The sequence below is a fragment of the Nitrospinota bacterium genome, assembly GCA_016208975.1.
GTDB lineage: Bacteria > Nitrospinota_A > UBA7883 > UBA7883 > JACRLM01 > JACQXA01.
Window position 1 is genome coordinate 1936396 of sequence record JACQXA010000004.1, and the last position, 18765, is coordinate 1955160.

The 18765-nt window shown below is 56.9% G+C and carries 20 protein-coding genes; 10 read left to right on the forward strand and 10 right to left on the reverse strand.

What is annotated here, in order from left to right:
• Positions 1-15 precede the first annotated feature (15 nt).
• The 5 genes from HY751_13010 to HY751_13030 all read left to right on the forward strand — a co-directional run bounded on the left by HY751_13010 (position 16) and on the right by HY751_13030 (position 4694).
• Positions 16-690, forward strand: coding sequence for an SCO family protein (locus HY751_13010; GenBank protein ID MBI4667316.1), 675 nt, complete (start codon positions 16-18; stop codon positions 688-690).
• Between the two features lie 92 nt (positions 691-782).
• Positions 783-1172: a hypothetical protein gene (locus HY751_13015; GenBank protein MBI4667317.1), complete on the forward strand. Its 390-nt coding sequence runs from the start codon at positions 783-785 to the stop codon at positions 1170-1172.
• Between the two features lie 197 nt (positions 1173-1369).
• Positions 1370-2356: a Gfo/Idh/MocA family oxidoreductase gene (locus tag HY751_13020; protein ID MBI4667318.1), complete on the forward strand. Its 987-nt coding sequence runs from the start codon at positions 1370-1372 to the stop codon at positions 2354-2356.
• Positions 2356-3165: a UDP-2,3-diacylglucosamine diphosphatase LpxI gene (gene lpxI / locus HY751_13025; protein MBI4667319.1), complete on the forward strand. Its 810-nt coding sequence runs from the start codon at positions 2356-2358 to the stop codon at positions 3163-3165. Before HY751_13020 ends, lpxI begins: the two co-directional genes overlap by 1 nt.
• The gene (locus tag HY751_13030) at positions 3162-4694 is read left to right on the forward strand and encodes a glycosyltransferase family 39 protein (protein MBI4667320.1); all 1533 of its coding nucleotides are present in this window, start codon (positions 3162-3164) and stop codon (positions 4692-4694) included. The genes lpxI and HY751_13030 overlap by 4 nt, the downstream gene beginning before the upstream one ends.
• Positions 4695-4697: 3 nt before the next feature.
• Here the strand turns inward: HY751_13030 and HY751_13035 are convergent, their stop codons facing one another.
• A complete protein-coding gene (locus tag HY751_13035; protein MBI4667321.1) occupies positions 4698-5090 on the reverse strand; it encodes a hypothetical protein in 393 nt (130 codons plus the stop codon).
• Between the two features lie 14 nt (positions 5091-5104).
• Positions 5105-5419 (reverse strand): hypothetical protein, encoded by a 315-nt coding sequence (locus HY751_13040; GenBank protein MBI4667322.1) that lies wholly within the window; start codon positions 5417-5419, stop codon positions 5105-5107.
• On the opposite strand from HY751_13040, the gene HY751_13045 reads away from it, so the two are divergent.
• Genes HY751_13045 through HY751_13060 form a run of 4 tightly spaced genes read left to right on the forward strand, consistent with a single transcriptional unit; the run spans position 5409 to position 9685 of the window.
• Positions 5409-6236 carry a transketolase gene (locus HY751_13045; GenBank protein MBI4667323.1) on the forward strand — a complete coding sequence of 276 codons (828 nt, stop codon included), beginning with the start codon at positions 5409-5411 and terminating at the stop codon, positions 6234-6236. The genes HY751_13040 and HY751_13045 overlap by 11 nt on opposite strands.
• Before the next feature lie 24 nt (positions 6237-6260).
• A complete protein-coding gene (locus tag HY751_13050; GenBank protein ID MBI4667324.1) occupies positions 6261-7235 on the forward strand; it encodes a transketolase family protein in 975 nt (324 codons plus the stop codon).
• A gap of 9 nt (positions 7236-7244) precedes the next feature.
• Positions 7245-8675 (forward strand): PDZ domain-containing protein, encoded by a 1431-nt coding sequence (locus HY751_13055; GenBank protein MBI4667325.1) that lies wholly within the window; start codon positions 7245-7247, stop codon positions 8673-8675.
• Positions 8676-8725: 50 nt separating this feature from the next.
• Positions 8726-9685, forward strand: a complete 960-nt coding sequence (locus HY751_13060) for a divergent polysaccharide deacetylase family protein (GenBank protein ID MBI4667326.1) — start codon at positions 8726-8728, stop codon at positions 9683-9685.
• Between the two features lie 10 nt (positions 9686-9695).
• Here HY751_13060 and HY751_13065 read toward each other — a convergent pair whose 3' ends face one another.
• The 6 genes from HY751_13065 to HY751_13090 all read right to left on the reverse strand — a co-directional run bounded on the left by HY751_13065 (position 9696) and on the right by HY751_13090 (position 15652).
• Positions 9696-11321, reverse strand: a complete 1626-nt coding sequence (locus HY751_13065; protein ID MBI4667327.1) for a mucoidy inhibitor MuiA family protein — start codon at positions 11319-11321, stop codon at positions 9696-9698.
• A gap of 31 nt (positions 11322-11352) precedes the next feature.
• Positions 11353-12165, reverse strand: a complete 813-nt coding sequence (locus tag HY751_13070; GenBank protein ID MBI4667328.1) for an SPOR domain-containing protein — start codon at positions 12163-12165, stop codon at positions 11353-11355.
• An 87-nt stretch (positions 12166-12252) separates the two neighbouring features.
• Positions 12253-13464: an FAD-dependent oxidoreductase gene (locus tag HY751_13075; protein MBI4667329.1), complete on the reverse strand. Its 1212-nt coding sequence runs from the start codon at positions 13462-13464 to the stop codon at positions 12253-12255.
• A 21-nt stretch (positions 13465-13485) separates the two neighbouring features.
• Positions 13486-13845, reverse strand: a complete 360-nt coding sequence (locus HY751_13080) for a DsrE family protein (GenBank protein MBI4667330.1) — start codon at positions 13843-13845, stop codon at positions 13486-13488.
• 19 nt (positions 13846-13864) lie between these two features.
• A complete protein-coding gene (locus tag HY751_13085) occupies positions 13865-14821 on the reverse strand; it encodes a VTT domain-containing protein (GenBank protein ID MBI4667331.1) in 957 nt (318 codons plus the stop codon).
• Between the two features lie 18 nt (positions 14822-14839).
• Positions 14840-15652, reverse strand: a complete 813-nt coding sequence (locus HY751_13090) for a sterol desaturase family protein (GenBank protein ID MBI4667332.1) — start codon at positions 15650-15652, stop codon at positions 14840-14842.
• Between the two features lie 108 nt (positions 15653-15760).
• Here HY751_13090 and HY751_13095 point away from each other — a divergent pair, with 108 nt between their 5' ends.
• The gene (locus HY751_13095) at positions 15761-16435 is read left to right on the forward strand and encodes a metalloregulator ArsR/SmtB family transcription factor (GenBank protein ID MBI4667333.1); all 675 of its coding nucleotides are present in this window, start codon (positions 15761-15763) and stop codon (positions 16433-16435) included.
• Positions 16436-16448: 13 nt separating this feature from the next.
• Here HY751_13095 and HY751_13100 read toward each other — a convergent pair whose 3' ends face one another.
• On the reverse strand, positions 16449-17933 hold the full coding sequence (locus tag HY751_13100; protein MBI4667334.1) for a diguanylate cyclase: 1485 nt from the start codon (positions 17931-17933) through the stop codon (positions 16449-16451).
• Between the two features lie 13 nt (positions 17934-17946).
• The gene (locus HY751_13105; GenBank protein MBI4667335.1) at positions 17947-18681 is read right to left on the reverse strand and encodes an MBL fold metallo-hydrolase; all 735 of its coding nucleotides are present in this window, start codon (positions 18679-18681) and stop codon (positions 17947-17949) included.
• Between the last annotated feature and the right edge of the window lie 84 nt (positions 18682-18765).

Genomic DNA, 18765 nt, shown 5'->3' on the forward strand with positions numbered 1-18765 from the left:
AGGGGTCTTGGAATAATGGGGTCTAAGCTGGTTCGTTACTTGATGGCGTTCGTGGTTCTAACGGCGGTCTCCCTGGCCGTGAGGGAAGGGGTGCGCCGGTTCGTGCCGATGCCATCAGGCAAGGGCGTGACCGTACCGGTGATGGACGAGGCCACCTCCCCGTTTTACATCGCGGAAGCCGCGCTTGGCCACCAGATGGACAAGTCCTATGTATTTACAGACCAGGACGGGGCCGCGTTCGATATAGCCTCCTGGTATGACAAGCCGATGATAGTCTCCTTCATTTTCTCCAGTTGCGGAGAGGTCTGCCCGACAATTACCGCCAGCATTGCCAAAATAGCCAAGAACAACGCGGAAAGGCTGGGGAAGGATTTCAGGATAGTTACGATAGGATTCGACGAAAAACGGGACACTCCCGCCAATCTCCACAAGTTCTCGGGCAACTTCAATCCCGACTACAACAACTGGAAATTCCTGTCTGGCAAGCCGGAGACGGTGAAAGCCATGGCGGACAAGCTTGGGATAACATTCAAGCCCGACGGAAAAGGCTCGTTCCTGCACACCGTAGGGGTCACGGTAGTGGCCCCCGGCGGCATCGTGTACGCCCAGGTGTTCGGGCCATCTTACTCCAACGAGCAGGTCTTGGATCCCATAGACGAGACACTGGGAAGAAAGAAAAAGGAGAGCTAGGTTTATACCCGGCCCCCGGCAAGGCTACAAACGCGGCGGATAGGATAGAGAGACAGGCCCGCCGTTTAATAATATTCATAGGAGTTTTTATTATGCTGTTATATGTAGTGGAAGCGGATATTCCCATCCTCGTCTGGTTGTTGGGCTGGGCGCTGGTCCTTGCCATGAAAGGCGATCACGAGAAACACAAGAAAGTGGCCATCTGGCACGGGGTGGCCACGTGGGCCTCGGCGGCCATAGTGTTCGTCCTTGTCCGGATGGGTTTCCGTATGGGGCAGAGCGCGCCGGAATGGATTCTGGACCTTCACCTCAATATCATTTACACCATTCCGCCTCTGTTGATCTTGCTGGCCATCACCGCCATGAACAGGAAGTCGCTGGCCCATAAAGGCACGGCGGCGGCCTATCTTATGCTATGGGCCGCGGCGCTTGTCACCGGCGGCATGATATTCGCCATGGACCGGGGCTGGATTCAGGGATAGCAGGCGCGTTTTTTAATACGGCCTTGATTTTATAGTGTTTGCCAGCCGCACGGGGGCTGGCAAACCTCCTTCAAATTGGGGGCCCTGCCTTGAAGGTGTTGCCCCTTTTTCGAGTGGATGGCCCTCCTGGAAGAGATTTCCCGCAGTTCCGGCGGTATGTGATATATAATAATACGCTTTTAATCCGCAGGTTAGTGATGAGCGCAAGCAATATAAACGCCGGTGTCATAGGCTCCGGCAGGATGGGCCAGTACCATGTGGGCGTTTACTCCGAGCTCACAGGCGTTACCCTCGCCGGGGTGGTGGACATCAACGAGAACCGGGGCGCCGAAGTTGCCAAGAAATACCGCGCGCCTTATTTCAAGGATTTCAGGGACCTCTTTGGCCGGGTGGACGTGGTCTCCATAGCCGTTCCCACATCCCGCCATTACGAGATAGCCAAGGAATGTCTTGAAGCCGGCATCCACTGCCTGGTGGAAAAACCCATTTGCGACGACGTTTCCAAAGCCGAGGAGCTTTTCAACATCGCCGAACGCAAGGGGGTAACCCTTCACGTGGGGCATGTGGAGCGTTTCAACGGCGCTGTCCAGGAACTCAAAAAAGTGGCCACAAACCCCATCCTCATAGAAAGCAGGAGAATGGGGCCTTTCGACCCTCGGGTGAAAGACGATGGCGTGGTGCTGGACCTTATGATCCACGACATAGACATCATATTGAACCTGGTGGATTCGCCTGTTGTTGAGATAAACGCCATGAGCGTTTCGGTGTTTACCGACAAGGAAGACGTGGTGAACGCCCAGATACGGTTCGAGAACGGTTGTGTGGCCAATATCCTTGCTTCCAGGGCCACACAGGAGAAGATCCGCACCATGGCCATAACCCAGGAAAAAGAATACATAGTGCTGGACTACACCACGCAGGACATCCTTGTCCACCGGCGCGTGTCCACCCAGCACCAGATTTCAAGACAGGAACTGCGATACGCGCAGGAGTCGTTGATAGAGCGCATTTTTGTCCACCGGGACAACCCGCTCAAGCTGGAGCTCAAACATCTTATCGATTGCGCCGCCAACGGGGCGGATCGCCGCATATCAGTGGAGAACGAGCTTAAGTCGCTGAGGGTTGCCTTCATGGTGCTCGATAAAATAAGGCCCGTAGGACGGGCCATCCACGCCGGGGTGTAATGGCCCCGGATAAACCTCTCGGCCTCATCGCCGGGAAGGGATCGTTACCCCGAATCTTCATCCGTGAGGCCCAATCGCGCGGGCGCGGCGTGGCCGTGGTGGTTTTCGGGGAGGAAGAAGCCTCTGGTCTGGCGGAAATCGCCCCCAACCTGGCCCATCTTGGGCTGGGGCAGGCAGGGAAAGTGATAAACACTTTCAAAAAAGCGGGGGTCGAAGAAATAACCCTTCTGGGTAAAATAGATAAACGCGTTCTTTACAAAAACCCGAAGTTTGACCTGCGGGCCCTTTCCATCCTAAAAAACCTGGACTTGAAGAACGACGACGCTGTGATGAACGCCGTGGTCGGTGAGCTTAACAAAGAGGGTTTTACCGTGGTGAGCCAGGCCATGTTCCTGAAAGACCACATGCCCCCCGCCGGTTTGCTGGCGCCCCGGGAGCCGGACGGGCGGGAGAGGAATGACATGGAGTTCGGCATGCGCATGGCCAAGGGAGTCGCCGGGCTGGACATCGGCCAGACGGTGGTGGTGAAGGACGGCGCCGTGGTGGCGGTAGAGGCCATTGAAGGGACCGACGAGGCCATTGAACGGGGTTGCCGGATATGCGGGCCGGGAGGGGTTGTGTGCAAGGTTAGCAAACCAGCCCAGGATGACAGGTTCGACATTCCCACGGTGGGGCCTAAGACCGTGGAGGTAATGGAACTGTTCGGCGCATCGGCGCTTTGCATTGAAGCGGGGAAAACATTGGTGGTGGACGCGCCGGGCATGGCCGAAATATGCCGCCGGGCGAACATCACGTTCCTGGCGGTATGACCGGGGCGGGCGGCGAACGGAAACTCGCCTGGTATTGCGCGCTCCTAGTGGCCGGGTTCGCCCTGTTCCGGCTTGTCATGATGGGGCTTACTGGCCTGGGGGACTCGGAGAGCTATTACTGGGCCTGGGCCCACCACCCGGCGTTGAGTTATTACGACCATCCCCCCATGGTGGCTTGGCTTATACATCTGTCCACATCAATAGGCGGGGATAGCGTTTTCTTCACCCGGCTGCCATCGGTGTTCCTGTTCATATTCATCGGATGGGTTTTCTACCGGCTCTCGATGAGGCTGTTCAACGACGGGCGGGTGGCTTTCATCTCCATCCTCACGTTCAACCTTATACCCATGTTCGGTATCGGGGCGTTGCAGATGGTGCCGGACATACCATCGGCGGCCTGTTACCTTTTGTTTATCCTTATCATCCATGACCTTCTGGCGAAAAACGGCCCGGGCTGGATGTGGCTGGCCCTGGGCGTGGTGATGGGGGTTGGGCTGTTGGGGAAATATTTCGCTATCCTGCTGTTGCCGTCGGCGATGCTTCTTGTGGCGATGGTTCCAGGATACCGTCATTGGTACAAGCGGCCCGAGCCTTACCTTATGGGGGTGGTGGCCCTGCTGGTGTTTTCGCCGGTGATAATCTGGAACTATACAAACGAATGGCCCAGCTTCAAGTTCCACCTGGTGGAGCGCCATCATGGGCCTTCATTCTCATGGGATAACGTGGGGCGTCTCATCGGGGGGCAGATGCTTTATGTAACCCCGCTATACCTCATCGCCCTGCTTTGGAGCGCATACGCCGGGTTTAAAAAAGCCCTGGCCGGTGATAACCGTTACGCCCTGCTTTCGGCGTTCTCCGTTCCCACGCTGGTCTTTTTCTACGTGGTGACCGCGTGGACCAACGAGGCGGAGCCTCACTGGCCCGCTTTCGGCTATCTGCCCGCCGCAATTATGATGGCCTCGCTGGGGGTGGAGGCCTGGGACAGGCGCGATGGCAAAACCGGAAAGCGCCTGGCGGCCTATTTCGGCGTGGCTACGGCCATGGCCGGTATGGTGTTCGCGCTGTTTTACATCCACGTGTTCCACCCAATCCTTCCCATTAAACCCAAGTATGACATTGTTAACGAACTGATAGGGTGGGACAAGGCCGGACCCGAGATAGAAAAAGCGTTCGAAAAACTCTCGGTTGGCGGCCAAAAGCCCTTCGCCCTGGCGCATCATTGGGTGCTTTGCTCACAGTTGATGTTCGCCACCCATGACAAAATCCCGGTGGCCTGCATAAACGAGAAAACCGACCAGTTCGACTTTTGGGACAGGGAAAGTGAACTGCGGGGCCGCCCGGCCGTGATAGTGACCGATTTGAGGTTCGAAGAGACCCCGGACAAGCTTTACCTGTTCGATTCCGTGGAGAAACTGGCCGAGATACCGGTTATGCGCGGCGGGGAAGAGACCCGGCGGTTTACGATTTGGGCCGGTAAGAATTTCAAAGGCTCCAGCGCCAGCGTCCCGCCGGTGATAAAGATCGAATAGGGCTTATTTGCGCCCTTTGCCGTTCCGGGCGGGTTTTATTTTGAGATCGTCTATCTTTCTTCGCAGAGTGTTCCGGTTCAATCCAAGCACCCGCGCCGCTTCCGTTTGGTTTCCGCCGGTTTCCTCCAGCGTGATTTCCAGAAGGGAGCGCTCCACAATGTTGACTATCATGGAGTGCAGGTTGCAACCGTTCTCCATGTGGTTCAGCTTTTTTATGAATTTCTTCAGGTCTGTCCTGAGGGCCGTTTCGAAGCAGACCGGCGTCAGAGAGCCGTTATCGCAAGTCATTTTGTTCTCTTCCATAACGGGGGAAAATTCAACCGGCCACAAAAGGATTTTTGTATAACTAACACCACCCCTGCCCGCCACCCACAGGCAAGGAACGATGCTAGCCATATCGAACGGTGAAGTCAATACCCAAAAGTCCGTTTCGCCGGCCTGGATTGCGCCAGTTTTACCGTAGCGGTTATTCGAGGCTGTAAAGGCGCGCCAAACGAAGATTTTTCTTTTACGCCGTGTTGAATAATGTTAAATTTTCCTTTAAGGATTATTTTATGCCGGGACTGGCGCAATTGCTGTTTTAAGCCTTGTTTTCCAGCCGCTTCTTGCCGGGCTTTTTCTTCCCCCAAAAGAGGTGAAATAGCGGGTGGGTTTTGCGGGTGGCCATGAACATGCGGCGCTGGCGGCGTTTTTCTTTTTGCCGGAAATTTTAGAATGAAGTTCACGCAGGACTCTAAAGAGCTTACGGACATAGCCAGGGAACTTAGGGTTGATATCCTCAGGATGCTGGCCCGCTCCGGATCCGGCCATACTGGCGGATCACTCTCATGTATAGACATTATTACGGCGCTTTATTTTTCCAAGATGAACCACAGCCCCCATTTCGGCAAGGACGCCGACAGGGACGTGTTCGTGCTGAGCAAGGGGCACGCCGCCCCGGCGCTGTATGTGGCGCTGGCCCGGTGTGGTTATTTCGACAGGTCCCACCTGGATTCGCTCCGGAAACTTAACGCCATCCTTTCCGGCCATCCTTACTCCCCCTCCACGCCCGGTGTGGAGGTGTCCACCGGCTCGCTGGGGCAGGGGCTTTCCCTGGCAAACGGCATCGCGCTGGGCTACAGGCTGGACGGCAAGAAGGGCACGGTGTTCTGCATGATGGGGGACGGGGAGAGCCAGGAAGGCCAGATATGGGAGGCGGCCATGACCGCCGCCCATTACAAGCTGGACAACGTGGTGGGTATCGTGGACAACAACGGCCTTCAGATAGACGGCAAGGTGTCCGACGTGATGAACATCGAGCCCATTGGCGACAAATGGCGCGCCTTCGGGTGGGAAGTCATAGAGATAGACGGCCACAACATGGAGTCGATCATGGACGCCGTGGATAGGGCAGTGGCGGTAAAAGGAAAGCCCGCGCTCATCTGGGCGCATACAGTCAAGGGGAAGGGAGTTTCCTTTATGGAGAACAAGGTTTCTTTCCATGGCACAACCCCTTCCGCCGATGAGTTGGAAAAGGCCATGGCCGAGCTTGCCGCCGTTTGACACGCCGGATTATTAGGAATTGAAATGAAAAACCGCGAGAAAAAATCCCTCAGGGACGCTTATGGCGCCACGCTGGCGGAGCTTGGGGCGCAAAACAGGAACATAGTTGCGCTGGACGCGGACCTTTCGGGCTCAACCCGCACATCCGTGTTCGCCGCAAAGTTCCCGGACAGGTTCTTTAACATGGGCGTGGCCGAGCAGGACATGATATCCACGGCGGCGGGGCTGGCGGCGGCGGGCAAGATACCCTTCGCCTCAAGCTTCGCAATTTTCGCCTCCGGGCGGGCGTGGGAGCAGGTGCGCCAGTCGGTATGCCTGTCCAACCTCAACGTGAAGATAGTGGCCACCCATGGCGGCATCACCGTGGGGGAAGACGGCCCCAGCCACCAGGCGCTGGAAGACCTTACGCTTATGCGGGTGCTTCCCAACATGACGGTGATAGTGCCGTGCGACGCCGTGGAGACCGCGGCGGTGATGCGCAGAATAGCGGACACTTATGGCCCCGTTTACGTGCGCGTGGCCCGGGAGAAGTTCCCAGTGATATTCGACGCCGATTACAAGTTCAACATCGGCAAGGGCGTGATATTGCGCCATGGCTCCGACGTGGCCATCATCGCCTGCGGCTATTTGGTGAGCAAGGCGCTGGAGGCGGCGGAGGAACTGGCCGAGGAGGGTATCTCCGCGGCGGTGGTGAACATGCCCACCATAAAACCGCTGGACGAGGACCTTGTGATTCAAATGGCCTCCACCACCGGCGCCATCGTGACGGCGGAGGAGCATTCCATTACCGGCGGGTTGGGCTCGGCGGTTATGGAGGTTGTTTGCGAGAACGAGCCTGTGCCGGTTATCCGGGTGGGCATGAAAGGGAGATTCGGCTCGTCGGGCAAGCCCGAGGAGCTAATGGACTATTACGGAATGAACGCGCCGGCCGTGGCGGAAGCGGCCCGGAGGGCCATGGCCCTCAAGACCGGCCCGGTTCAACAGAATAAAAAGGATTGATTGGGCAAAATGCCGGAAACGAAAATCGACGACGTTAAAACCTCCGGGGGAGCCCCCCGCAGGGAAGGTTTCTTCTCCCGCTATTCGATGTGGGCAATGACGCTGGCTTTCATCATCGGGGTGGGGCTTGGCGTGGTCAAGTCCGACTCGGTCCTGGCGGTGGTGAACACCTATGACGAGCTGGAGATTTTCGCCGACGTTTTAAGCCTGGTGGAAACCAATTATGTGGAGGAGGTGAAATCCTCCAAGCTTGTGGAGGGCGCCATAAACGGCATGCTCCGCACACTGGATCCCCATTCCAGCTACATGACCCCCGAGGTTTTCAAGGAAATGCAGGTTGAGACCGAAGGGGAGTTCGGCGGCATAGGAATAGAGATCACCATAGACAACGGCCAGCTTATGGTGGTTGCGCCCATGGAGGAAACCCCCGCCTGGCGCGCAGGCGTGAAGCCGGGCGACAGGATAGTGAAAGTGAACGGCGCTCCGACCCACGAGATGACCCTTATGGAAGCCGTCCGCAAGATGCGTGGCAAGAAGGGCTCCACGGTGGTGATAACCATAATGCGCGACGGGTTCGACGAACCGAAGGATTTTAACATCGTCCGCGACATCATAAAGGTGGCCAGCGTCAAGAGCCAGATGTTGCCCGACAAGTGGGGCTACATAAGGATACGCAGTTTCTCCAAGGACACCGGGGAAGAAACGGCCCGGTCCCTGGAGGAATTGAAAAACCAGGGAATGAAAGGGCTTGTGCTGGACCTGCGCAACGATCCGGGCGGGCTTTTGAACCAGGCGGTGGAAGTGTCGGAGCAGTTCCTGAAAAAGGGGGAGCTTATCGTTTACACCAAGGGGCGAATGCCGAACCAGAACATGAGGTTCACCGCCCAGAAAACCGTGGATAAAGACACTTACCCGATGGTGGCGCTGGTAAACAACGGCTCGGCCTCGGCGTCGGAAATCGTGGCTGGCGCCCTGCAGGATTTGAAGCGGGCCATAGTGGTGGGCACCCAGACTTTTGGAAAAGGCTCGGTGCAGACTATCATTCCGTTAAAAGGGGACGCGGGGCTTAGGCTGACCACGGCCCGGTACTACACCCCGTCCGGCAGGCAGATACAGGGAGTGGGAATAACGCCGGACATCGTGGTGGAACAGCCCGATGAGGAAAAGGCCGAGGCGGAGCAGAAGGCCAAGGAGAAAAAGCCCTCCCATTTGAGAGAGAGGGATCTGCAAAACTCCTTGGACTCCGACAAGCTCGAAAAGGAAAAGAAGATAAAAGACGTCAAGGAGCCCGCCGACAAGACGAAGCTTTCCAAGGATAGCAACGGGAAACGTCCGCTGGTGGACATTGAGAAGGATGTCCAGCTCCAGCGCGGCATTGCGGTGCTGAAAAGCTGGGAGATAATCGGCGACATGCAGAAGAGGCAGGGCGCCGCCAAGTGATTTTATACTGGGCGGGTGCGATGGGCCGCAGGCGCCTGGAATAAAATTCCGTGGCGACCCGCGGCGGTAAAAAGAAATCCAAACCTGCCGGAGGCGGCGGGCGAAAGGGCCCCAAAAACCCGCTCCGCCGGTATATGGTGGAAATCATCCTTGGTTTCGCCATCGGCATATTGGCCATAGCCGTATGGCTTCTGGCTTCCGGCGCGCTGGTGGGCGACAAGCCTGTTAAAAAGTCCGGCGCCGGAAAATCCGTAAAAGAATATGGGGAATATGGTGAAGGGCGACCCGAGGCAAGCCTTGCGCCACCGTCAAAACTGTTCATTCCATCACCCCCTCCGAAACCAAGAATAGCCATAATCATGGACGACCTGGGGGCGGACACCGCCGTTGCGGAAAAACTCCTTGCGCTGGACGCGCCCATAAACTTCGCGGTCCTGCCATACCTCCCCCATTCAAAAGACGTGGCGGTTAAAGCCACCCGGGCGGGAATGGTTGTATTACTTCATCTGCCCATGGAGCCCAAAGGTGATGATGTTCCACCGGGAAAAGGGGCGTTATACATAAAGCAAGGGGATGCGGAGATAGGCTCCATCGTAGCGGGCGATCTGGATTCGGTTCCCGGCGCCACTGGGGTGAATAACCACATGGGCTCGCGGTTCACGGAAGACGGCGCGAAAATGGCCGTGGCCTTAAAAGAGATAAAGGCGCGCAAAATGTTCTTCGTGGACAGCCTTACAAGCCCCCAATCGCAAGCTTATGAAACAGCCGTTTCCATGGGCCTGCCCGCTGTCCGGCGGGATGTTTTTCTGGATAACGAGAAGGATATGGAGAAGATAACGGCCCAACTGGAAAAGCTTGGCAAAATTGCCCGGAAACGGGGTTACGCCATCGGCATCGGCCACCCATACCCTGAAACGCTGGAGGCGTTGCCCGCTGGCATATCCGCCATCAAAGACAGCGGGGTGGAGATAGTGAAAGTGACAGAACTGATCGAACAACCTGCGCGGTGAAATCAGCTAATTAGTCGAGCCCGTATAAATAAAAATCCTCCGGGCTTGATACGGTAAATTCCAGCCGGAATTTTTTCTTCTCCCCGGGTTTTAATGTTACGTCCCATGTAAGGATGTTGCGCTCATCCCGTTTGTCGAATTTGGGTTCCGCCACCACATCCTCCACCCTCACCTCCTCGTTTTGGGGCAGGGGAAGCTGGTCCTTTAACTCCACGACCCGTTCGGTCTTCTTGAAATTCTCCAGCTTTATCTCGTAAACGTAATGGACTGATATCCGCTTTTGCACGATTCCCTTGTCCGCCCGCTCTTTCTTTATAAGCTTGCGCTCCACCTTCATCCCCTCGTCGGCCCCGAAATCCAGCTTCACCTCCTGACCCGGGGCGGCCGGTTTCAGCTGGGATGCGCCCGTCAGGCTGTCACCCACAAAGGTCTGCGCCTCCCCGGCCAGTAGCGGGTAATCGCTGTTATTCACGAACTTTGACCGCATGTAAATATAGGGGGAAATCTTCGGTATCGTCACGTATGTGGTCTCGGGCTTGAAGGTAAGCTCCACCACGGGGATGCGGGTTTTATCCGCCCCTGATTTTATGGTGTGCCTGCCCGGAGCCTGGAAAAAAGCGTAAGCCCCGGAAGACGCCACTTCCGCCGTGTCCGTTCTGGCTTCTTCCTCTTTGGCGGGAGCGGGCGCGGCCATGGATTGGGGCGCCATCAACGCCATATCACCCTTTTTCGTTTTCTGCTCCCTCATCGGAGAGTATGCTCCAATAATCCAGGGCTCGATGTCCGGTAGCGAGGGACTCAACAGCGGGTTAGCGGTGGAGAGGGCCACTTTTACGTTGCCCCAGTCTTCCCCGGTGCGCTGATGGATCATGGCCGAATAGCCCACCCGCACATCATCGCTGTCCTCGGTTCGCGCGGTGTAAACCGGTTCCCAATAGGCGCCAGGCGTGGTGTATTCCAAAGTGAAAACGCCCTTTGCCGGGCCGGCGGAAACAAAATCCACCGCCACCGATTTCAGGCTTTTCCTCGACTGGCTCTTCAGCTTGTTAAGTTCCCGGGTTAGCCTGTCCAACTCCTTTTTCATGGATTCCTGCTCGGTTTGGGCGTCTAACACCCCGGCGCCCGCTTCCACGCTTCTGCCGTAGATCATGTCCAACAGCTTGTTTAGATCGGCCACGGTGGGGCGGTATAGCGGCGGGGAGGAGGATGCTTTTTTGCCGTCCGACCCGGCAATCTTTTCAACGAACTTCAACTGCTCCTTGCGGGCGGTGATTTTGTAATCCAGTTTTTTTATCTCGCGGTTGAGTTTTTCGATCTTCCCGGTTAATGCCGCTTCTTCCGGATTCGCGGATTCGGAAAGCTCAACGGAGGATACCCGCGCCCCTTTAATGATAACGGTAGCGCCGGTTCTGGCCGAAACCCGGACCGATGAATCGTAAAGCCCGGATGGGAGGTTCTCGAAAACAATGGTATGGGCGCCAACGGTTGTTTCCACATCCGCCACCCTTTTAACAGATGCCCTGTCCCGGTAGATAGACACCGAATCCACCTTCCCCTCCACCCGGATTTCCGATGACAACGCGGGGGTTGGTGAAGCGAACGACAGGGAAACCATCAGGGCGATTGATATGCGCATATAGACCCTTCCTGGCTAGGTTGCGGGAGGATTATTCCACAATGCCTATGGGTGCGTGGCCGGAAGTTTTAAGCTTTTCAGCGGCCTTGGAGGCTTCCTCCCGGCTTTCGTAACGGCCCACGCGGACTATATAAATATCCGCCCCGCCGTCACGCTGAATTGTTCTGGGGTCGAACCCTGCCCCTTTAAGCCTGGCGGCAATATCGCTGGCGGCGGATTGGCTGGTGAACACCCCGGCGGTGATAATAAGCCCTTCATTTCCCTGTTTTGTGATTTTAGGCTCGAACCCGGCTTTTTCCAGCGCCGCCTTGGCCTGTTCGGCCTCCTTGCCGGTCTTAAAATCGCCAGTCTCCACGGAGTAAATCTTGCCTTCAAGTTTGCCGATGGATATCCACGAGTTGAAACCTTTGGCGGAAAGGTCGTCTTTCAACGCCAGGGCCCAAGCCACGTCGGAAGCGCCTGCCACCTGCACGGCAAATCCTTCCATGGGGTTGGTGGCGGGAAGCTGGATGTCTTTTTCATCCACGGCGCCGGGCGCCTTGTCATCGGCGTCTATCAAATTCTGTTTTTGCAGGACGGCCATCTGGGCTTCGGATTCTTCCAGTTGCGGCGCCTGCTCGGCTTTTGCTTCCAGTTTCTGCGGAGCCGGTTTTACCGCGGCTTGTTCGCCGTCCAGCATCCCGGTCGCTACCAGTACCGCGCCAACACCCAAGGCTACGCCAGCCACAGCCAACAGCAACCTTTTGGTCTTGGATTTTTCCTGCGACTTAAACTCCCCGGCGAAATCGTCAAGATTATGGTCCACCTCGTCGAATTCGTGGTCTTCCCTCAATCCGTCGTCCATTATGTTTCCCCGGTTTTTTCAATACTATTTAGCCGTTTGTACCACAATCAACGGCCCCGGGCAAGGGGGCAATGGGAGATGCGACGGTTACACACCCACATCCAATACCGGAAGGCCCATGCGGATGGACTGCACGTAATAGCGTTCGAACACCAGCTTCATCAAATGGAATATCCTGCCCTTTTTATAAACCAGCCTGTTCCTTGGCGCCAATAGCGGGTCTGCGGCGATAAAAAAGGCCTTGTCGCCCGCGTCGGCCACGCATGTCACGGAAAAATTCTTGCCATCCTTTTTCAGAGCGCCAGTTATGTCCGCCACAATATTGTCCGCCGCCACACGCGCCATCCGCTCGGTCATCTGGCCTGTTTTCGGGACGCCGGTAGGCACCGGTGTTTTCAATGGCGGGATGGCCAGCGCCACCCCGGCGGAGTATATCTCCGGGTATTTAGGGTTCGAAAGGTCGTTATTGGCCAGAACGAATCCCCGCGGATTGGCCAACCCTTCCACCCCCATATAGGCGTGGCTCCCGAAGAACGGCGGGATGATTAGCGAGAAATCGTTCCCGAACTGTGGGCCATCGGAAAGATCAACCGTCTCCTCGGTTACCTTGGACAATGAAACATTGGATTTCCAGGAAATCTCCCTGTCCGCGAATTCATCCTCCAGCGCCCGTGTAAGGCCGCCAAATCCGCCCACGCCAAAATGGCCCAGGAACGGCTCGTTGGTGAAGAAAGATATGTTGAACCGGCTCCTTATGCCTTTGCGCCGCAACAGGGTGTCCGTGAGCATGGCCATTTCGTAGGCTGGGCCGAGGCACGAGGCGCCTTGGGCGTTGCCGAAAACCAGCGAGCCCGAGCCTTTTGCGATGGCCGCCTCCAGGGCGCTTCCCGCCTGCAACGCCTGGTCAACCGAGAAAATAGAGTAACTGTTCCCCCCCTCCGGCCCCATGCCCGGCGCGACTCCGAAATCCAGTTCCGACCCTGTGGCGATAAGCAGGTAATCGTAACGGTAGTCACCCTTAATCCCCTTGGCTATCCTGTTTTCCGGCTCCAGCCGAACTATGGTGTCCTGGGAAAAACCCACCCCCTTCCGCGCGAAAAGCCCCGGCAGGGGTATTTGAATGCGGGTGGCGTCGCGCCAGCCCATGGCCACCCAGGGTAGTGACGGGGTAAAGGTGAAATGGTCATCTTTGGAGACCACCGTTATGGAATGGCGGCCTCCCAGTATTTTGGCCAGCCGGGTGGCGGCGTGATAGCCCCCGAATGAGGAGCCGAGAATAAGGATTTCCTTGCCAGCCATGACGGTTTCCCCTCCACCAATTTAAAAAGTTACCACCCGGTCACTGTCCATGATCCACCGGTTCAACTCGCCCATTGAACCCACTTTTAACGATGAGGCCATTTCGCCCTCCCCAACGCCGCACCGGTCTATGCAGGTCTTGCAGTATTTTATTTCCGCCCCTTTCGCGGCCAGATCCACTAGCATGTCGCACAGATCGAAAGCGCCGTCTGGAGGGGTTAAAGCATCCCTCCCCGCGTCAACCGCCTCGTTGATGAGGAATACCCTCGTCACCGAGCCGTTTTTCAAGGCCGTCTCCGCGAGCCTTATGGCGTTCCACGCCGCGTCGGATCCTGCGTATGGAGCGCTACTAATTACCACCAGCAAAGATTTGGATTCCATAAATATCAGTCCTCCCATGTTATTTTTCCAGGGGCCATCCCTGTTTTTTCCAAAAGGTCACCCCCCCTTGCGTCACCACAGCGTCGAGCCCCTCTTTTATCAGCCGCTCCCTGGCGGAAGAGGAACGGCGATCTGTCCCGCAGATCAAATAGACCCTGGCTCCGCTTTTTATCTCCCCAATCCTGGTCTCCAGCTCCGGCAATGGGATGTTCACGGCGCCGGGCAGATGACCCTCCACAAATTCCGCTACGCTCCTTACATCCACCACGTAAGGATTCCCGCCGGACTCGATCATCCGTTTCAGCTCTTGCGCCGGGGTGAATAGCTTCGCCTCCCGGGCCCTTTTCACCAGCCTTGGTAGAACGAACATGGCCGCCACCAGCGCCGCCGCCACTAGGCCGTGCCGGACGGCCCCTTCCCCTCCGGCCAGCGCTTCATTACCCGCGTAGCCTAAATAGGTGTAGGCGAAGCTTGCGGGCGCCATGAAGACAAAGGAGGCTATAACGTATTGCGCCAGGCCTATCTTTGTAAGGCCCAGGGCGTAGTTCATCACATTGAAGGGGAATACCGGCACAAGCCGTATGAAGGCCACAAACCACCATCCTTCCACCTCCACGCCGTCGTACATCCTTTTCAACACGCCGGATCCCAACCGGCGTTGTACCCATTCGCCCGCCACGAACCTTGAAACAATGAAGGCCAGCGTGGCGCCCAGCGTGGCCCCTGTGAGGTTTAGAATCGTGCCCCACACCGGGCCGAAAAGCGCTCCGCCCATGATGGTGAGGGCCGATCCGGGGATCATTAGCGGGGTCATCGCGGCGTAGAGCGCCACGAAAATCACAGGCCCCCAAATGCCAGCTTCTTCCAGCAAGGGCGCAAGCTGGCCCGGATCCAGCGATTCCCGGTTCAAAATCGCCACGACGATAGCCACGATCACCATGGCGGCGACCAAGGTCCTGATAAAATTCCTGTTCAAAATCGCCTCAATCCAAAACTATCTGTTGATGGCGTAACCGCTTCCGGGTGAGACGAATGGCTGGATGAGCATCCTGTCCAGCCGGTTATCTCTCGGGCCGCGGAACTCTTTTATTCCTATAACCATCCCCAGGTGCCCCTTGGCGGGCTGGGGGAGGTATGTGCCGAAAAGCCTGTCCCACCAGGGCAGGTTGAAACCGAAATTGCTGTTGGCCTCCCGGGGCTCCACCGAATGATGGACCCTGTGCATGTCCGGGGTCACCACGAAAAGACGCAAAACAGCGTCCACCCTTTCCGGGATGCGGATGTTGCCATGGTTGAACATGGCGGTGGCGTTGAGCAAAACCTCGAATATCAGCACCGATCCCGGGCTTGCGCCGATGGCCGTCACCACACCGAATTTTATTAGCATGGACAAGATTATCTCTATCGGGTGGAACCGAGCGCCGGTGGTAACGTCATAATCCAGGTCGGCGTGATGCATCCGGTGCAGACGCCAAAGGGATGGAGCCGCGTGGAACAGAACATGCTGAAAATATATGGCCATGTCCAGAAAGACCACGGCGCCCAGGGTTTCAATCCAGAAGGGGAGGTCAACGTTGTTTAACAGGCCCCATGCCCTGTCTTGAACGGTGAAGGCCAGCCCCACCGCAGCCGCCGGGAAGATAAGCCTGAGCAGGAGGGTGTTCAACGCCACCAGCCCCAGGTTCGAAAGCCACCGGGCCGCCTTGGGTGTTGTCAGCGCTCTCCTGGGCGCCGCAAGCTCCCACATGGCCACCGCCCCGAAAACCCCGAAGAAAAACGATAGCCTTACGGCGGCCTCCCACGCCATTGAACCCTCCCCGGCCATGATTTAATATACCCCTTCTTGAAAAAGTGGACGCGCTGGCGTATTATTCAACTGTTCAATTGAATACTAAAATATCTTGGGGAAGGGGCAATGTCAAGCGTAAGCCGTAAAGGCGAGATTTACGCCCATTTGGCCAATGCGGGCAAGGCGCTGGCGCACGGGGCCAGGCTGGAGCTTTTGGAGTACATGTCACAGGGGGAACGAAGCGTAGAGGAGCTGGCGGAGCTTTCAGGCATGCCGGTGGCCAACGTCTCCCAGCATCTGCAAAAACTGGGCAGGGCCGGAATGGCCGTTTCCCGCAAGGAGGGGCAGAGGGTGTATTACTCCATATCCGGCATGGAGGTGGTGGCCCTGCTTTCGGCGCTACGGAGCGTGGCGGAGAAGAACCTGGCGGAAATTCGTGGAGTGGTGGACAGATACCTGAAAGTCAAAGACAGCCTGGAGCCTGTTCGCGCCCGGGAGCTTTTGAAGCTGGCCAAAAAAGGTTCCGTGACGGTGATAGACGTTCGCCCCCCCGAGGAGTACGTTCAGGGGCATCTGGCCGGGGCCGTGAATGTGCCGCTAAAGGAGCTGGAGTGGCGGTTGAAGGATATTCCCAAGGCGGGCGAAGTGGTTGCGTATTGCCGGGGGCCTTACTGCGTTATGGCTTTTGAGGCAGTGGTCGCGCTTCGCAAAAAGGGGTATAGGGCGCGAAGGCTGGCTGATGGATTTCCAGAGTGGAAGCAGGCGGGCCTGCCGGTGGCCGCCGGGACCGGAAAAAGCTGAAGACGCGGGGGGCTTATCCGTTGTCGGCCATTTGATGGGAGTATAGGACCAGCCTTCCGCCACCTGCCCTTTTAGCCGCGTACATGGCGTCGTCGGCGAACTTCACCAGCTCCTCAGGATCGCCGCCATGGGACGGATAGATGCTTATTCCTATGCTGGCCGAAAGCGAAAGGGGGATGCCGCCGATCTCCACGGGGCTCTTGAGGGCCGCCAGTATCTTTTCCGCTATAAATTCCGGCTCTTCCCCTTTTTTCATCCGGGGGATGAGCGCCATAAACTCGTCCCCCGCGATGCGCGACACGGTGTCGGACTCCCGGAGCGAGTGTTTCAGCCGTATGGCCGCCTCCTGGATAAGCTTGTCCCCCACATCGTGGCCATGGCTGTCGTTGACATGCTTTAGTTTGTCCAGATCCAGGAAAAACACCGCCAGCATCTCTCCGTCCCGTTTGGCGTGGGCCAGCTCCAGCGAGAGACGCTCGAAGAACATTTGCCGGTTCGGAAGCCCCGTAAGCGCGTCGTGATAGGCCAGGAACCTGATAGTTTCCTCTTTCTGTTTGCGCTCGGCGATGTCGTTGAACACGCCTATGTAGTTTGTCACCAGGCCAGAATCGTCTTTAATGGCCGCCAGGGATAGCCACTCGGGGTAAACCTCCCCGTTCTTGCGGCGGTTCCATATTTCCCCCTGCCATTGCCCGGTGTTTTTCATTTCCTCCCACATCGCCTGGTAGAACTCGGGCCCATGGGCTCCGGACCTGAGAACCCTGGGGGTGCGGCCAATCACATCCGCCTGATCGTATCCCGTAACGGCCGTGAACGCGGGATTTACCGTTTGTATAACCCCGTTGGCGTCGGTGATCATGATCCCCTCGATGGCGTTATCGAACACCGTGGCGGTCATTTTCAGCCTGTCTTCGGCTTGTTTTCGCTGTGTCCGGTCTATCCCGGTGACGATGATGTGCAGGGGGGCGGTTTCACTCCTAAAGAGCGCCGCCAGGGACCATTCGATATATCGCCGCTCATGGGCGCTGGTCCTTATATAGTGCCAGAAGCTTACGTTTTTACCTTCGTGGATTACCTGGCGGAGCGCATCCTGCGCCTCATCTTTGTCGTCATCGCTCCAGGAAAGCTCCTGGAATTTATGACGGTCCAGGTCTTCCGGGGTGTATCCGGTGGTGTCGGAGAAAGCCCGGTTCATCCTCAATATCCGGCCAGCGGGATCCAGAACGGCCACAAGGGCGCCAACCGTGTCCAGGATGCCCGATACAAAGTTGCGTTCTTCCTGCAACTGTATGGCCAGCATGGTGCGGCGGTCCACCTCCTTGCGGAGCGCCGCCTTGCTCCCTTTCATAAGGTAAATGGTCTTGGTGAGCAAATCGGCTTTAACCTCCGCCAAATATGCGTTGCACCGCATCTTCAGCGCTTTTTCGGTGAGGTTCTTGTTGATCCCCTGTATTTCCTTCATGTGCCTTGCGCCGGTCTGCCTGATGTTCTCGTCCATCGCCCCCTCCCGGTTAAACCAGGTCCACCCCGCATTTCAAGTTTTTCAGCCGGCCGATGGCTTTCCGGACATTCTCCCCCTCCAGCACCGAGCCGTGCTGGGGAAGTATCCTTTCTATATCCATCTTCTCCAGCATCTCCATGCATGGGCGCAAAATGGCGGAGCTTGGCATGTAAAGCTCGTGCCACCGCTCCATGGGGGAAAGGAAATCCCCGTTGGCGAACAGGCTCCAGTCCTGCGATATGGCCCCGAAAATGTCTGAAGTGAACAAAGTCTTGGTCTGGCTGTCGTAAGTGACTATGGCGCCGGGCGCGTGCAGGTACGGGGTGAAGATAAAATCCAGTGTCCGTCCGCTTTTCAGCTGGAGTTTGTAGCCGTTTTTGTCCACCGCGTAAAACCCGGACCGCAAGCCGTAATGCCTGAGAAGGCGCACCGTGTTGGAGTGGGCCACTATCTGGAGGCTTGCGCTGTTTATTACCTCCTCCACCACCGCCAGGTTGCCAGCCACGTCGGGATCCTGATGATGGGCCACCACGTAGGTGATGCTCTCCGGGTCCACAAGGTCTATGACCTTTCGCATCACCACGGAGAAGTGGGGGATGGAGCCCGGATCTATGAGAATTATGTCCTCATCGTCGATAAGCACATACGGGTTGCAGTGGAGGTTGGCTTCCCTGTCGTAGAACCCGACCCAATAGATGTCCCGTGTTATGGAAATAGCGTTATCGTAATCGAGTTTTAAAGCCATGGGCCTTTTAAATAAGACTTGGTTAAATTGTAAAGGGGCGTTACTGAGCCATTCTACACAATCATGGCGCCCCGTGTCTAATCA

What these genes read in the sequence shown, in the direction of transcription:
- HY751_13020 (MBI4667318.1), top strand. Translation starts at nt 1,370, where the DNA reads ATGAGCGCAAGCAATATAAACGCCGGTGTCATAGGCTCCGGCAGGATG.
- HY751_13070 (MBI4667328.1), bottom strand. Translation starts at nt 12,165, where the DNA reads ATGGACGACGGATTGAGGGAAGACCACGAATTCGACGAGGTGGACCAT.
- HY751_13010 (MBI4667316.1), top strand. Translation starts at nt 16, where the DNA reads ATGGGGTCTAAGCTGGTTCGTTACTTGATGGCGTTCGTGGTTCTAACG.
- HY751_13055 (MBI4667325.1), top strand. Translation starts at nt 7,245, where the DNA reads ATGCCGGAAACGAAAATCGACGACGTTAAAACCTCCGGGGGAGCCCCC.
- HY751_13095 (MBI4667333.1), top strand. Translation starts at nt 15,761, where the DNA reads ATGTCAAGCGTAAGCCGTAAAGGCGAGATTTACGCCCATTTGGCCAAT.
- HY751_13030 (MBI4667320.1), top strand. Translation starts at nt 3,162, where the DNA reads ATGACCGGGGCGGGCGGCGAACGGAAACTCGCCTGGTATTGCGCGCTC.
- HY751_13015 (MBI4667317.1), top strand. Translation starts at nt 783, where the DNA reads ATGCTGTTATATGTAGTGGAAGCGGATATTCCCATCCTCGTCTGGTTG.
- lpxI (MBI4667319.1), top strand. Translation starts at nt 2,356, where the DNA reads ATGGCCCCGGATAAACCTCTCGGCCTCATCGCCGGGAAGGGATCGTTA.
- HY751_13090 (MBI4667332.1), bottom strand. Translation starts at nt 15,652, where the DNA reads ATGGCGTGGGAGGCCGCCGTAAGGCTATCGTTTTTCTTCGGGGTTTTC.
- HY751_13075 (MBI4667329.1), bottom strand. Translation starts at nt 13,464, where the DNA reads ATGGCTGGCAAGGAAATCCTTATTCTCGGCTCCTCATTCGGGGGCTAT.
- HY751_13035 (MBI4667321.1), bottom strand. Translation starts at nt 5,090, where the DNA reads ATGGCTAGCATCGTTCCTTGCCTGTGGGTGGCGGGCAGGGGTGGTGTT.
- HY751_13100 (MBI4667334.1), bottom strand. Translation starts at nt 17,933, where the DNA reads ATGGACGAGAACATCAGGCAGACCGGCGCAAGGCACATGAAGGAAATA.
- HY751_13050 (MBI4667324.1), top strand. Translation starts at nt 6,261, where the DNA reads ATGAAAAACCGCGAGAAAAAATCCCTCAGGGACGCTTATGGCGCCACG.
- HY751_13105 (MBI4667335.1), bottom strand. Translation starts at nt 18,681, where the DNA reads ATGGCTTTAAAACTCGATTACGATAACGCTATTTCCATAACACGGGAC.
- HY751_13065 (MBI4667327.1), bottom strand. Translation starts at nt 11,321, where the DNA reads ATGCGCATATCAATCGCCCTGATGGTTTCCCTGTCGTTCGCTTCACCA.
- HY751_13045 (MBI4667323.1), top strand. Translation starts at nt 5,409, where the DNA reads ATGAAGTTCACGCAGGACTCTAAAGAGCTTACGGACATAGCCAGGGAA.
- HY751_13080 (MBI4667330.1), bottom strand. Translation starts at nt 13,845, where the DNA reads ATGGAATCCAAATCTTTGCTGGTGGTAATTAGTAGCGCTCCATACGCA.